Source organism: Streptomyces sp. NPDC059080 (assembly GCF_042739975.1).
In the GTDB taxonomy this organism is placed as follows: domain Bacteria; phylum Actinomycetota; class Actinomycetes; order Streptomycetales; family Streptomycetaceae; genus Streptomyces; species Streptomyces benahoarensis.
The window spans coordinates 1-12,015 of the sequence record NZ_JBHYGX010000043.1 but is presented as its reverse complement, the minus strand read 5'-3'; the positions used below and the strand labels follow the sequence as shown (position 1 = coordinate 12,015).

Sequence of the window (12,015 nt, the reverse complement as noted above, 5' to 3'; positions counted from 1 at the left end):
TTGGTCTCACCCCATCTCCCTCTCGGGCTGTCACCTTCTTTTTTTCCCCAAATCACTTTCTCACTCCCTCTTCTTTTTTGTGTTCTCGATTCTTGTGTGATTCGAGCGGTCAGAGCAGGGCGCGGAACGGGTTGTCGGCCAGAGCAGGAACGGGAGCGGCCGACCGCTTCGACTTCAAGGCCGAGGTCCTTCGGGTGGACTTCCAGATAGCCGAGGACGGCGAAACGGAGTCGGGTAAGAACAGCGCGCTCCAGCGGCGACACATCAAGGCCCGAGACGAAGAAGAGCCTGGGCGCGTCGTACCTCTGCCCCCGAACGGTCCCGGATCCCGAAGTCCATCGCACTCCCCAACTGGGGCGTTGCGATGACCACGAGAACTCAAGCGATGCCGGGGGCCGTCAGGTTTCGATCGGATTCCGCCCTACGGCAGGTTCCGCGCCATCACGATCCGCTGGACCTGGTTGGTGCCCTCGTAGATCTGGGTGATCTTGGCGTCGCGCATCATGCGCTCGACCGGGTAGTCGCGGGTGTAGCCGTAGCCGCCGAGGAGCTGGACGGCGTCGGTGGTGATCTCCATGGCGGCGTCGGAGGCGTAGCACTTGGCGGCGGCGCCGAAGAAGGTGAGGTCCTCGTCCTTGCCGCCGGCCGAGATGCGCTCGGACTTGGCGGCGGCGGCGTAGGTCAGCTGGCGGGCGGCCTCGACCTTCATCGCCATGTCGGCGAGCATGAACTGCACGCCCTGGAAGTCGCCGATCGGCTTGCCGAACTGCTTGCGCTCGCGGACGTAGCCCTTGGCGTAGTCCAGCGCGCCCTGGGCGATGCCGAGCGCCTGCGCGGCGATGGTGATGCGGGTGTGGTCGAGGGTCTTCATCGCGGTGGCGAAGCCGGTGCCCTCGGCGCCGATCATGCGGTCGGCGGGGATGCGGACGTTGTCGAGGTAGACCTCGCGGGTCGGCGAGCCCTTGATGCCGAGCTTCTTCTCGGGGGCGCCGAAGGACACGCCCTCGTCGCCCTTCTCGACGACGAAGGCGGAGATGCCCTTGGAGCGCTTCTCCGGGTCGGTGACGGCCATGACCGTGTAGTAGTCGGAGACACCGGCGTTGGTGATCCAGCGCTTCACGCCGTTGAGGACCCAGAAGTCGCCGTCGCGCACGGCCTTGGTCTTCATGCCCGCCGCGTCGGAACCGGCGTCCGGCTCGCTCAGGCAGTACGAGAACATCGCGTCGCCCTTGGCCAGCGGGCCGAGGTACTTCGCCTTCAGCTCCTCCGAGCCGGAGAGGATCACCGGCAGCGAACCGAGCTTGTTGACCGCCGGGATCAGCGAGGCCGAGGCGCAGACCCGGGCGACCTCCTCGATGACGATGACGGTCGCGAGCGCGTCGGCACCGGCGCCGCCGTACGCCTCCGGCACGTGGACGGCGTGCAGGTCGTTGGCGGTCAGTGCGTCGCGCGCCTCCTGGGGGAAGCGGGCCTCCTCGTCCACAGCGGCGGCGAACGGTGCGATCTTCGCCTCGGCGAGGGCACGCACCGACTCCCGGAGCATGTCGTGCTCCTCCGACGGCCGGTACAGATCGAAATCAGCGGTTCCCGCCAAGGTTTCTCACTCCCCTGAGAGCTGCAGCTAACTACCGTTAAGTAACCCGTTCTGCTCCGGATTCTAGGCGCCCCGGGCCCGACGGGATACGTGAGGTTGCCGACAGACATCCGTTCCGTCGTGGCCGGTGGCCGCCCCTCCCCGGCAGGAGCCCGACTATGCTCGGTCAGCGCCTTTTCGCCCGTCCGTCATCGACCCCGTACCCCGCACACCGGCGCGCCGCGCCGAAACCTGGTTTGGAGCATCCATGGCCCTCAAGATCACCGTGATCGGCACCGGCTACCTCGGCGCCACCCACGCCGCCGCCATGGCCGAACTCGGCTTCGAGGTACTGGGTCTTGACGTCGTCCCCGAGAAGATCGAGATGTTGCGACGGGGCGAGGTCCCGATGTACGAGCCGGGACTGGAGGAGCTGCTGCGCCGCCACATCGACGGGATCGAGGGCTCCACCGGCCGCCTGCGCTTCACCACCTCGTACGAGGAGGCCGGGGCGTTCGGGGATGTGCACTTCGTCTGCGTGAACACCCCGCAGAAGCACGGCGAGTACGCCTGTGACATGTCGTACGTGGAGAGCGCCTTCGCCTCGCTCGCGCCGCATCTGGACCGCCCGGCGCTGGTCGTCGGCAAGTCGACGGTGCCGGTGGGCAGCGCGGCGCGGCTGGCGCGGCTGCTGGCCGCGCAGGCACCGGCGGGCGAGGCGGCCGAGCTGGCGTGGAACCCGGAGTTCCTGCGCGAGGGGTTCGCCGTCAACGACACCCTGCACCCGGACCGGATCGTCGTCGGCGTGGCGAGCGAGCGGGCCGAGGCGCTGCTGCGGGAGATCTACGCGAAGCCGGTCGCCGAGGGCTCACCGTTCGTCGTCATGGACTACCCGACGGCCGAGCTGGTGAAGACCGCGGCCAACTCCTTCCTGGCGACGAAGATCTCGTTCATCAACGCCATGGCGGAGGTGTGCGAGGCGGCCGACGGCGATGTGGTGAAGCTGGCCGAGGCGATCGGGCACGACGAGCGGATCGGCAAGAAGTTCCTGCGCGCCGGGGTCGGCTTCGGCGGCGGCTGCCTGCCCAAGGACATCCGGGCGTTCATGGCCCGCGCCGGTGAGCTCGGCGCCGACCAGGCGCTGACCTTCCTGCGCGAGGTCGACTCGATCAACATGCGGCGCCGCGGCCACATGGTCGAGCTGACCCGGGACGCGGTCGGCGGCGCCTTCCTCGGCAAGCGGGTCGCCGTCCTCGGCGCCACCTTCAAGCCGGACTCCGACGACGTCCGTGACTCCCCCGCCCTCAATGTCGCGGGGCAGATCCATCTCCAGGGCGGTCAGGTCACCGTCTACGACCCGAAGGGCATGGCGAACGCCCGGCGACTGTTCCCGACGCTGGGGTACGCGGACAGCGCGCTGGAGGCGGTGCGGGGTGCGGACGCGGTGCTGCATCTGACGGAGTGGCGGGAGTTCCGGGAGCTGGACCCGGCGGTGCTGGGCGAGGCGGTCACCGCCCGCCGCATCCTGGACGGCCGCAACGCCCTCGACCCGGAGCTGTGGCGGAAGGCCGGGTGGACCTACCGCGCACTGGGGCGTCCGCAGGCGTGACGCCCGCTTCCCCTGTTCCGCGGGCGTGACGCCCGCGTCCCTCGTTCCGCCCGGCCGGGCCGCAGCGCTCCGGCCGGGCGGTCGTGCGTCTCAGCCGGATTCCGCGCGGCGGGCCCGGTAGCTGCGCATCTTCGCCCGGCTGCCGCAGACCGCCATGGCGCACCAGCGGCCGCGTCCGGCCGGGCTCCGGTCGTAGAACACCCACCGGCAGTCGTGGGCCTCGCACGCCTTGAGGCGGGTCCAGGTGCCGTCGGCGGCGGCCGTGGCGATACCGGCGGCCAGCAGCGCGGTGAGGCGGTCGGCGCCGCGCAGCCCGGCGGCCGGGCGGAGCGCGGTGGTGCCGTCGGGGGCGACGGCGAGGACGAGCGGGGCGCGGGCCAGCAGCCGGTCCAGGGTCCGGGCGTCGGCGGCCGCCGGTCCGCCGCCCGCGGTGTGTGCGAGGCAGACGGCGCGCAGCGCCTCCCGCAGCTCGGTCAGCGCACGGACGGCCGCCGGGCCGCCGTCCTCCGGGGCGAGCGGGGGCAGGCCGTGCGCGGCGAGGAAGGCGTCGAGTCCGCCGTCCGCGGTCAGCGTGTCCGCGCCGGTCTCGACGTCGAGGGTGTTCACCAGGCCCTGCACCGGGAGGAGGGACGCCGGCGCTGTTCGGTCCGCCACCCTTGCCACGTTACCGGCCAACCGCCATCATGCAGTAACGCGGTTACCCGTTAACGGCTTGAGGAGGTAACGCCATGGCTCTGATCGAGCTCGGCGTCGTCGCACTGGACTGCCCCGATCCGCGGGCGCTCGCCGGTTTCTACGCCGAGCTGCTCGGCTGGCGGGTGACGGGCGAGGGGCGCTGGTTCGAGGCCGTCGGACCGCAGGGCAGAAAGCTCGCGTTCCAGGAGGCGGCGGGGTACCGGCCGCCGCAGTGGCCGGGCCAGGAGCAGCCGCAGCAGTGCCACCTCGACTTCGACGTACGGCGCGCGGACGCCGAGGCGGCCCAGGAGAAGGCGCTGGCGCTCGGCGCGAAGCTGGTCCAGCAGGACGACGCCCGGCAGAGCTGGCGGGTCTATCTGGACCCCGCCGGTGCGCGAGGTGGTGCCGCTCAGCCGTCCAGCTGCTCGATCGTGGCGATCGACTCCGGGCGGCGGGCCTGCTCCGCGCGCGCCACGTCCTCGGCGTCCCGGAGGGTGCGGACCGCGTTGCGCCAGGTCAGCTTGGCGAGGTCGGCGGTGGACCAGTTGCGGTCCAGCAGCTCCCCGAGCAGGTTCGGGTAGCTCGCCACATCCGCCAGGTCGGACGGGGTGAAGGCGGTGCCGTCGTAGTCGCCGCCCAGCCCGATGTGGTCGACCCCGGCGACCTCCCGCATGTGGTCCAGGTGGTCGGCGACGGTCGCCGCGGTCGCCTCCGGCATCGGGTTCTCCGCCCGGAACGCCCGCTGCACCGCCATCGCCTCGGGGGTGGTGTCGAGGTGGTGGAAGCCGTGGGCCCGCATGTTCTCGTCGGCCCGCAGCACCCAGGGGCCGACGTCGGTGTGCACGAACTTCGGCACGAAGGTGGCCATCGCGATGCCGCCGTTGGCGGACAGCCGCTCCAGGACGTCGTCGGGGATGTTCCGCGGATGGTCGCAGACCGCGCGGGACGAGGAGTGCGAGAAGATCACCGGTGCGGTGGAGACCCGCAGCGCGTCCCGCATCGTCGTGGCCGCGACGTGCGAGAGGTCGACGAGCATGCCGAGGCGGTTCATCTCCCGGACGACCTCCTCGCCGAAGGCGCTGAGACCGCCCGCGCGGGGCTCGTCCGTCGCGGAGTCCGCCCAGGCGAGGCTGTCGTTGTGGGTGAGCGTCATATAGCGGACGCCCAGCCGGTGCAGGGCCCGCAGGGTGGCCAGCGAGTTGTTGATGGAGTGGCCGCCCTCGGCACCCATCAGCGAGGCGATGACGCCGTCGGCGCGCGCCGCCTCCATGTCGTCGGCGGTGAAGGCGAGCCGCAGCGCCTCGGGGTAGCGCGCGGCCATCCGCCGCACCACGTCGATCTGTTCGAGGGTGGCGCTGACCGCCGTGTCGCCCGCGAAGTCGGCGCGGACGTAGACCGACCAGAACTGCGCGCCGACGCCGCCGGTCCGCAGCCGCGGAATGTCGGTGTGCAGGAACTCCGACTGGTCACCGGCGATGTCGCGGCGGTCCAGGTCATAGCCGACCTGGGCGCGCAGCGCCCAGGGCAGGTCGTTGTGGCCGTCGACGACGGGGTGCTCGGCGAGCAGGGCGGCGATGCGCGGGTCCGCCGCGGTGGCCGTCATCACTTGCCCCCGAAGCCGAAACCGGCCGGAGAGGCGACCTTGTTCCGCAGCCGCTTGCCCTTCTCGGTCGCCTGGTCGTTCAGCTCCTGCTGGAACTCCCGCATCCGGCCGAGCAGCTCCTCGTCGTGCGCGGCGAGCATCCGCGCGGCGAGCAGCCCGGCGTTGCGCGCGCCGCCGACGGAGACGGTCGCGACCGGCACCCCGGCGGGCATCTGCACGATGGAGAGCAGCGAGTCCATGCCGTCGAGGTACTTCAGCGGCACCGGTACGCCGATCACCGGCAGCGGGGTGACGGAGGCGAGCATGCCCGGGAGGTGGGCGGCTCCCCCGGCGCCCGCGATGATCGCCTTGAGGCCGCGCCCGGCGGCCTCCTCTCCGTACGCGATCATCTCGTGCGGCATGCGGTGCGCGGAGACGACGTCGACCTCGTAAGGGATCTCGAACTCGTCGAGCGCCTTGGCCGCGGCCTCCATGACGGGCCAGTCGGAGTCGGAGCCCATGACGATGCCGACAACAGGGGAGCTACTGGTCATTCGGTGATCGTTCCTCGCAGGTAGCCGGCGGCGTGTGCGGCGCGCTCGCGCACGTCGGCAAGGTCGTCGCCGTAGGTGTTGACGTGACCGACCTTCCGGCCGGGCTTCACGTCCTTTCCGTACATGTGGATCTTCAGCTGCGGATCGCGTGCCAGGCAATGGAGGTACGCGGAATACATGTCCGGGAAGTCGCCGCCGAGCACATTGGCCATCACCGTCCACGGGGCGCGCGGGCGGGGGTCGCCGAGCGGGAGGTCCAGCACGGCGCGGACGTGGTTGGCGAACTGCGAGGTGATCGCGCCGTCCTGGCTCCAGTGGCCGGAGTTGTGCGGGCGCATCGCCAGCTCGTTGACGAGGACCTGCGGCGTGCCGTCGGGGCCGGGGACCTCGAACAGCTCGACCGCGAGGTGCCCGACGACGCCCAGCTCCGCCGCGATCCGCAGCGCCATCTCCTGGGCGTGCGCCGCGAGGTCCGCGCTCAGGCCGGGCGCCGGGGCGATGACCGTGTCACAGACGCCGTTGACCTGGATCGACTCCACGACGGGGTAGGCGACGGCCTGGCCGTGCGGCGAGCGGACGACGTTGGCGGCCAGTTCGCGGGTGAAGGGGACCTTCTCCTCCGCCAGGACGGGCACCCCGGCCCGGAACGGCTCGGCCGCCTCCTTGGAGGAACGTACGACCCATACGCCCTTGCCGTCGTAGCCACCGCGGACGGTCTTGAGGATCACAGGGAATCCGGCGCCCTCGTTGGCGAACGCCTCCACATCCGCCGGATCGGAGACGATGCGGTGCCGCGGACAGGGCACGCCCAGCGCGTCCAGTCTCGCCCGCATCACCCCCTTGTCCTGGGCGTGCACGAGCGCGTCGGGGCCGGGGCGTACGGGGATGCCGTCCGCCTCCAGCGCCTTCAGGTGCTCGGTGGGTACGTGCTCATGATCGAAGGTGATCACATCGCAGCCACGGGCGAAGGAGCGCAGCGTGTCCAGGTCGCGGTAGTCGCCGATGACGACGTCGCTGACCACCTGGGCCGCCGAATCCTGCGGGGTGTCGCTGAGGAGCTTGAACTTGATGCCGAGGGGGATGCCCGCCTCGTGGGTCATACGGGCGAGCTGACCGCCACCGACCATGCCGACTACCGGGAACGTCACGCCCCCCAGCGTATCCGTACGGGCGTGCCACCCCGACGGCGGGATTGGAGGATCGTCCGAGCGCGGGCGGCGCGGCGGGGCCGGTGTGCGGAGCGTGAGCCTCCGTCACACCGTGGGAGGGCGCAGCTGCATGCGCCCGCGCGCGGCGGCCCCTGGGAAACGCTGGTTAGCATGAGGGGCGGTCCGGGACGACCGGCCGGGCCGGCCGCCACCGACAGGGAGCAAAACGATCACCATGAGTGAACGGAGCGCGCTGCGGTCGCGGCTGGAGACGCTCCTGCGGGAGGCCGCCAAGTTCGGTGCCGTGGGCGGCGCCGGGGTGATCGTGAACTTCGCGGTCTTCAACCTCGTACGGCACCTGACGGAGCTGCCGGTCGTGCGGGCCAGCGTCATCGCGACGGTCGTGGCCACCGGCACCAACTACCTCGGCTACCGCTACTTCACCTACCGCGACCGCGACAAGCAGGGCCGCACCCGCGAACTCTCGCTCTTCCTGCTGTTCAGCGTGGCCGGGCTGATCATCGAGAACGGCATGCTCTACGCGGCGACGTACGGCTTCGGCTGGGACACCCCGCTGCAGAACAACGTCTTCAAGTTCCTCGGCATCGGCGTCGCCACCCTCTTCCGCTTCTGGTCGTACCGCACCTGGGTCTTCCGCACGCCGGAAGGGGCCGGGCCGGCGCCGGACGCCGGGGCGCCGCGTGCACCCGAGCCGGAGCCGCAGGCACAGGGCGCCTCGCGCCCGTAGCGGGACCGGCCCCGCTCAGCCCTCGGGCGGCTCGGCCTCCCGGGCCAGGAAGAGGGCGAAGACCGGCGGGCGCTGCTGGAGCAGTTCGAGCCGCCCGCCGTCCGCCTCCGCCAGATCGCGGGCGACGGCGAGGCCCAGACCCGTGGAGTTGCGGCCGGAGACGGTCCGCTCGAAGACGCGTGAGCCGAGGTCGGCGGAGACGCCGGGGCCCTCGTCGGCGACCTCCACCACCGCCTGGTTACCGGTGACCCGGGTGCGCAGCGCGACCGTCCCGTCGCCGTGCATCAGCGAGTTCTCGATGAGGGTGGCGAGCACCTGCGCCACCGCGCCCGGGGTGCCGACGGCCCGCAGCCCCTTCTTGCCGGAGCGGACGATGGAGCGGGCGGCGCTGCGGTAGGCGGGCCGCCACTCCTCGACCTGCTGCTTGACGATCTCGTCGAGGTCGAAGGCGACGGCGGAGCCGGAGCGCGGGTCACGGGAGTTGGTGAGCAGCCGCTGGACCACGTCCGTCAGCCGCTCGACCTGGGTCAGCGCGATGGTGGCCTCCTCCTTGACGGTGTCCGGGTCGTCGGTGAGCGTGATCTCCTCCAGCCGCATGGAGAGCGCGGTCAGCGGGGTGCGCAGCTGGTGGGAGGCGTCGGCGGCGAGGCGGCGCTCGGCGGTGAGCATCCGGGCGATCCGCTCGGCGCTGGCGTCCAGCACATCGGCGACGCGGTCCAGCTCCTGGACGCCGTAGCGGCGGTGGCGGGGGCGGGGGTCGCCGGAGCCGAGGCGTTCGGCGGTCTCGGCGAGATCGGTGAGCGGGGCGGTGAGCCGGCGAGCCTGGCGGATGGCGAGGATCACCGCGGCGACGATCGCCAGCAGCGCCACCGCCAGGATGACCAGCAGCGTACGGCCGATCTCCTCGTTGACGACGGCGCGGGACTCCTGGACGGTGACCTGCTCACCGCGGTCGCCCGTCACCTGCGACTGGATGACATCGCCCGCCGGCCGGGTGCCGATCTCGATCGGTGTCTTGCCGGGCACCTTGATCCGGGCGTAGCGGTGGACGGTGATCTGTTCGGAGAGGGCGTCCCGGGTGATCTTCTCGCCGCTGCCGATCCGGCTCTCGACGATGCCGACCAGCCGCACCGCCTCGGACGCCACGCTCTCCTGCGCGCCCGCCTGGATGGTGCGGGTCTCGACGACGACGAGCGAGAGGCCGAAGACGGCGATCACGACGAGCACCACCGCGAGGGTGGAGTTGATCAGACGGCGGCGCACGGTGCCCTCCGGGCGGGGTTGCGGTGGTCTGTCTCGGCTCCCGCCCGGCAGGGCCGCTGCCGGGCCCCCCGGGTGCGTCAGCTCTTCTCGAAGCGGAAGCCGACGCCCCGGACGGTGGCGATGTAGCGCGGGTTGGCGGCGTCGTCGCCGAGCTTCTTGCGGAGCCAGGAGATGTGCATGTCGAGGGTCTTCGTCGACGACCACCAGGTGGTGTCCCAGACCTCACGCATCAGCTGGTCGCGCGTGACGACCCGCCCGGCGTCGCGCACCAGCACCCGCAGCAGGTCGAATTCCTTGGCGGTGAGCTGCAGTTCCTCGTCGCCCATCCACGCGCGGTGTGATTCGACGTCGATACGGACGCCGTGGGTGGCGGGCGGCTGCTGCGGTTCGGCGGTGGAGCCGCGGCGCAGCAGCGCGCGGACGCGGGCCAGCAGTTCGGCGAGGCGGAAGGGCTTGGTGACGTAGTCGTCGGCACCGGCGTCCAGACCGACGACGGTGTCCACCTCGTCGGCGCGGGCGGTCAGCACCAGGATGGGGAAGGAATGACCTTCGTTGCGCAGCCTGCGGGCGACCTCCAGGCCGTCCATGCCGGGCAGCCCCAGGTCGAGCACGACCAGATCGATGTGGTCCTGGAGGCCGGCGTCGAGCGCCGTGGGTCCGTCCTCGCGCACCTCGACTTCGTAACCCTCGCGGCGCAGTGCGCGGGCGAGCGGCTCCGAGATGGACGCGTCATCCTCGGCGAGCAGTACACGGGTCATGGCCCGATGGTAGTCCGATGCGCCGTGGCCAGGGGGCGAGCGGGGCGAGCGGGACGACATATGCGACACGGGACGAGAGGGTTTCCCGACCGGCAGGAATGGTTCCATGCAACGAATGTGAGCGTTGTCTCACCCCTCCCAACGCCGGTCGAACGGGACGTATGGTGGGCCGACGTTCATCGCACAACCGCCGGGGCCTCGGCACCTCACGGGTGTCCGCGGTCCCCAGTTGTGTACGGGGTGCGGTACACCGCTCCCGGTGCACAGCGATTGACCTGTCGACCGGGTCCGCCGCGCCAAGAACTACGGGGGGCGTGGAAGGCGGTGTACGACCGTCCTGCCGACTCCGCCCCGGGTGGCGTCGGCCCCCTCGGACGTGGGGTTGCGGGCAGGTCTACGCCGGCGCCGGTCACCGAACCCCACCGGGCGTGACGTTCGACCCTCGCGTCCCGAGCAGACCAAGGAAGCACCCATGGCGTCCAGCCTGACGAAGGACGCCGCTGAGCAGGGGAACCCTGCATCCGGCGGTAAGACCTTCTTCGGCCACCCCCGCGGACTGGCCACTCTCTTCATGACCGAGATGTGGGAGCGTTTCAGCTTCTACGGCATGCGGGCACTTCTCGTGCTGTACCTGATCTCCGGCGGCACGGACGCCAAGCCCGGGGCCCAGGGTGGCGGTCTCGCCATGACGATGGCCACGGCGTCGGCGATCTACGCGGTCTACCTCGCGATGGTCTACCTGCTGGCGATGCCCGGCGGCTGGTTCGCCGACCGGGTCTGGGGCCCGCGCAAGACGGTGATCATCGGCGGCTGCGTCGTGATGCTCGGTCACCTCACGCTGGCGGTGCCCGGCACGGCGATGTTCTTCGTCGGCATGGCGTTGGTCGCGCTCGGTTCCGGTCTGCTGAAGGCCAACATCTCGACGATGGTCGGCCACCTCTACGACGGTCCGCAGGACCCGCGCCGTGACGGTGGCTTCACGATCTTCTACATCGGCATCAACGTCGGTGGCTTCGCCGCCCCGTTGGTCGTCGGCACCATCGGCCAGAGCGTCAACTGGCACCTCGGCTTCGCCAGCGCCGCGGTCGGCATGGGCCTGGGTCTGCTCCAGTTCATCATCGGCACCCGCCACCTCGCGCCGCTGAGCAGCACCGTCCCGACGCCGCTGTCGGTCGAGGAGCGCAACTCCTGGCTGCGCAAGGGCCTGCTCTGGCTGGTCGTCGCCGCGGTCTTCTACGGCATCGTCATCGGCACCGGCACCTTCACCCTGAACTGGGCGCTGATCCCGATCGCGCTGCTCGGCCTGATCATCCCGGTCTCCGTGCTGGCCCGGATCAAGCGCGACAAGGATCTGACGTCCGCGGAGCAGACGAAGGTCAGCGGCTACATCTGGTTCTTCGTCGCCGCCGCCGTCTTCTGGATGATCTTCGACCAGGCCGGTTCCACGCTGAGCGGCTTCGCCGAGAAGAACACCGCCGACACCGTCTTCGGCATGCACTTCCCGTCGACGTGGTTCCAGTCCGTCAACCCGCTGTGGGTGATGGCGCTGGCCCCGGTCTTCGCCTGGATGTGGCTGGCGCTGGCCAAGCGCCTCAAGGAGCCGAGCACCACGATCAAGTTCGCCATAGCGATGGTGATGATCGGCATCTCGTACTTCGTCTTCATCGTCCCGATGGGGATGTCGTCGGACGGCACGAAGGTCAGCCCGATGTGGCTGCTCATGGTCTACATGATCCAGACCATGGGCGAGCTGTGCCTCTCCCCCGTCGGCCTGTCGGTCACCACCAAGCTGGCGCCGGAGAAGTACGCCAGCCAGATGCTGGGTGTCTGGTTCCTCGCCGTCACCGCGGGCGACTGCATCGTCAGCCTGCTCTCCACGGCCGGTGCCGACCTGAGCGGTGTGAGCGTCCTCGCCGCGGAGGCCACGCTGGCGGTCCTGGCGGGCCTCGCGATCTGGCTGAACCGCAAGAAGATCACGGGGCTGATGGGCGACGTGCGCTGACGCGTCCCCCAAACGCCCCGAGGGCCCCGCCACCCCCGGTCGGTGTGCCGGGCCCGCGTGCGTGCGCTTGGCGGGCCCACGGGCGTGGGGGGGGCGGGCCCCC

At 70.9% G+C, this 12,015-nt stretch carries 10 protein-coding genes and 1 pseudogene; 4 read left to right on the top strand and 7 right to left on the bottom strand.

The features are described 5' to 3' along the window. Nucleotides 1-421 precede the first annotated feature (421 nt). Complete coding sequence (locus tag ACFWWQ_RS25180) at nt 422-1,594, bottom strand: acyl-CoA dehydrogenase family protein (RefSeq protein ID WP_384600296.1); 1,173 nt, start codon at nt 1,592-1,594, stop codon at nt 422-424. Nucleotides 1,595-1,841: 247 nt separating this feature from the next. On the opposite strand from ACFWWQ_RS25180, the gene ACFWWQ_RS25175 reads away from it, so the two are divergent. Further along, nucleotides 1,842-3,182: a UDP-glucose dehydrogenase family protein gene (locus ACFWWQ_RS25175; RefSeq protein ID WP_384600293.1), complete on the top strand. Its 1,341-nt coding sequence runs from the start codon at nt 1,842-1,844 to the stop codon at nt 3,180-3,182. A gap of 90 nt (nt 3,183-3,272) precedes the next feature. Here ACFWWQ_RS25175 and ACFWWQ_RS25170 read toward each other — a convergent pair whose 3' ends face one another. Further along, nucleotides 3,273-3,836: a CGNR zinc finger domain-containing protein gene (locus ACFWWQ_RS25170; protein WP_384600291.1), complete on the bottom strand. Its 564-nt coding sequence runs from the start codon at nt 3,834-3,836 to the stop codon at nt 3,273-3,275. Between the two features lie 74 nt (nt 3,837-3,910). Between ACFWWQ_RS25170 and ACFWWQ_RS25165 the strand changes: the two are divergent. Then, a pseudogene (locus ACFWWQ_RS25165) lies at nt 3,911-4,240 on the top strand (VOC family protein); the annotation flags it as partial. A gap of 26 nt (nt 4,241-4,266) precedes the next feature. Here the strand turns inward: ACFWWQ_RS25165 and ACFWWQ_RS25160 are convergent. The 3 genes from ACFWWQ_RS25160 to ACFWWQ_RS25150 are packed head-to-tail and all read right to left on the bottom strand — an operon-like array spanning nt 4,267 to nt 7,120. Next, nucleotides 4,267-5,460 carry a dipeptidase gene (locus ACFWWQ_RS25160; protein ID WP_384600288.1) on the bottom strand — a complete coding sequence of 398 codons (1,194 nt, stop codon included), beginning with the start codon at nt 5,458-5,460 and terminating at the stop codon, nt 4,267-4,269. Then, nucleotides 5,460-5,993, bottom strand: coding sequence for a 5-(carboxyamino)imidazole ribonucleotide mutase (purE, locus tag ACFWWQ_RS25155; RefSeq protein ID WP_384600285.1), 534 nt, complete (start codon nt 5,991-5,993; stop codon nt 5,460-5,462). Before purE ends, ACFWWQ_RS25160 begins: the two co-directional genes overlap by 1 nt. Continuing rightward, nucleotides 5,990-7,120, bottom strand: coding sequence for a 5-(carboxyamino)imidazole ribonucleotide synthase (locus ACFWWQ_RS25150; RefSeq protein WP_384600389.1), 1,131 nt, complete (start codon nt 7,118-7,120; stop codon nt 5,990-5,992). The genes purE and ACFWWQ_RS25150 overlap by 4 nt, the downstream gene beginning before the upstream one ends. A 256-nt stretch (nt 7,121-7,376) precedes the next feature. Between ACFWWQ_RS25150 and ACFWWQ_RS25145 the strand changes: the two genes are divergently transcribed. Further along, nucleotides 7,377-7,889, top strand: a complete 513-nt coding sequence (locus ACFWWQ_RS25145) for a GtrA family protein (RefSeq protein ID WP_384600283.1) — start codon at nt 7,377-7,379, stop codon at nt 7,887-7,889. A 15-nt stretch (nt 7,890-7,904) separates the two neighbouring features. Here the strand turns inward: ACFWWQ_RS25145 and ACFWWQ_RS25140 are convergent, their stop codons facing one another. Both ACFWWQ_RS25140 and ACFWWQ_RS25135 read right to left on the bottom strand, forming a co-directional pair. Beyond that, nucleotides 7,905-9,152, bottom strand: coding sequence for an ATP-binding protein (locus ACFWWQ_RS25140; protein ID WP_384600279.1), 1,248 nt, complete (start codon nt 9,150-9,152; stop codon nt 7,905-7,907). A gap of 77 nt (nt 9,153-9,229) precedes the next feature. Further along, complete coding sequence (locus ACFWWQ_RS25135) at nt 9,230-9,910, bottom strand: response regulator transcription factor (protein WP_030282226.1); 681 nt, start codon at nt 9,908-9,910, stop codon at nt 9,230-9,232. Nucleotides 9,911-10,382: 472 nt separating this feature from the next. Between ACFWWQ_RS25135 and ACFWWQ_RS25130 the strand changes: the two genes are divergently transcribed. Continuing rightward, nucleotides 10,383-11,912 (top strand): peptide MFS transporter, encoded by a 1,530-nt coding sequence (locus ACFWWQ_RS25130; RefSeq protein ID WP_384600275.1) that lies wholly within the window; start codon nt 10,383-10,385, stop codon nt 11,910-11,912. Nucleotides 11,913-12,015: the final 103 nt, after the last annotated feature.